Origin of the sequence: Rhodococcus sp. P14 (assembly GCF_000256505.1) — a bacterium.
GTDB lineage: Bacteria > Actinomycetota > Actinomycetes > Mycobacteriales > Mycobacteriaceae > Rhodococcus > Rhodococcus ruber.
The window spans coordinates 1-1,265 of the sequence record NZ_AJFC01000401.1; the positions used below are offsets into that span (position 1 = coordinate 1).

Annotated in this window: 1 protein-coding gene; it reads right to left on the reverse strand. The window is 71.6% G+C overall.

Annotation, left to right across the window (positions count from 1 at the left end):
• Positions 1–1,265 (reverse strand): condensation domain-containing protein (locus OEY_RS29360; protein WP_010596922.1); only part of this gene is annotated, 1,265 nt, incomplete at both ends.

Genomic DNA, 1,265 nt, shown 5'->3' on the forward strand with positions numbered 1-1,265 from the left:
CGATCAGGCGGGCGTGCAGTTCGGGGTCGACGGCGAACCCGGTCCGGGCGCCGGCGAAGGACTGCACGGCCGGACGCGGCCGGTCGGTGGGCAGGTCCAGCTGGTCGGGCAGACCGGCCAGGGCCTTCTTCCAGTACGCCACCTGCTTCGCCGCGATCGACTCGGGATCGTCCTCGGAGCCGAGGACCTCCCGCTGCCACAGCGCGTAGTCCGCGTACTGCACCGGCAGCGGTGCCCACGCCGGGAACTCGCCCTGCGAGCGCGCGATGTAGGCCTGCATCAGATCCCGGGTGAGCGGACCCGCCGACGAACCGTCGGCCGAGATGTGGTGGACGACCAGCGCGAGCACGTGGTCGTTGTCGGCAAGCCGGAACATCCGCAACCGCAACGGCACCTCGGTGGTGACGTCGAAGGTGGTGGACCCGAGTTCGTGGACGGCCGCAAGGATCTCGTTCTCGGCGACGGGGACCGGGGTGAGGTCCTGTTCGGCCTGGGCGGCGGGCACGACGACCTGGATCGGGCCGTCGGCCGTCTCCGGGTAGTAGGTGCGCAGGATCTCGTGCCGGGCGACGAGGTCTCCGACCGCCGCCTGCAGCGCCGCGACGTCGAGCGTCCCGGTCAGCCGGATCGCCATCGGCACGTTGTACGCGGCGGTGTCCGTGTCGAAGCGGTTGAGGAACCACATGCGCTGCTGCGCGAGCGAGAGCGGGATGCGCTCGGGACGCGGCCGCGCCTCGAGCGGGCGCCGTGCGTCGGCACTCTGATGCTGGACGGACACCGCGAGGGCTTCGACGGTGGGCGACTCGAACAGCGCGCGGATCGGCACCCGGACGTCGAGAGCGGCACCGAGCCGGGAGGCGACCTGGGTGGCGAGCAGCGAGTTGCCGCCGAGGGCGAAGAAGTCGTCGTCGAGACCGACCTGCTCGAGACCGAGGACCTCGGCGAACACCCGCGCCACCGCCTCCTCCGTGACGGTGGTCGGGGCCCGGAACTCCCGCGCCTCGAACACCGGCGCGGGCAGAGCCTTGCGGTCGAGCTTGCCGTTGACGTTCAGCGGCAGCGCCTCGAGCACCACGAACGCCGCCGGCACCATGTACGACGGCAACTGCTGCGCCAGGGACGACTTGAGTTGTGCCGCATCGATTTCCGCACTTCCGGCCGGAACGACGTAGGCCACGAGCTGCGCGCCGCCGCGGTCGTCGTCGCGCGCGATCACCGCCACGTCCCGGATGCTGCCGAGTCCGCGCAGCGCGGCCTCGATCTCG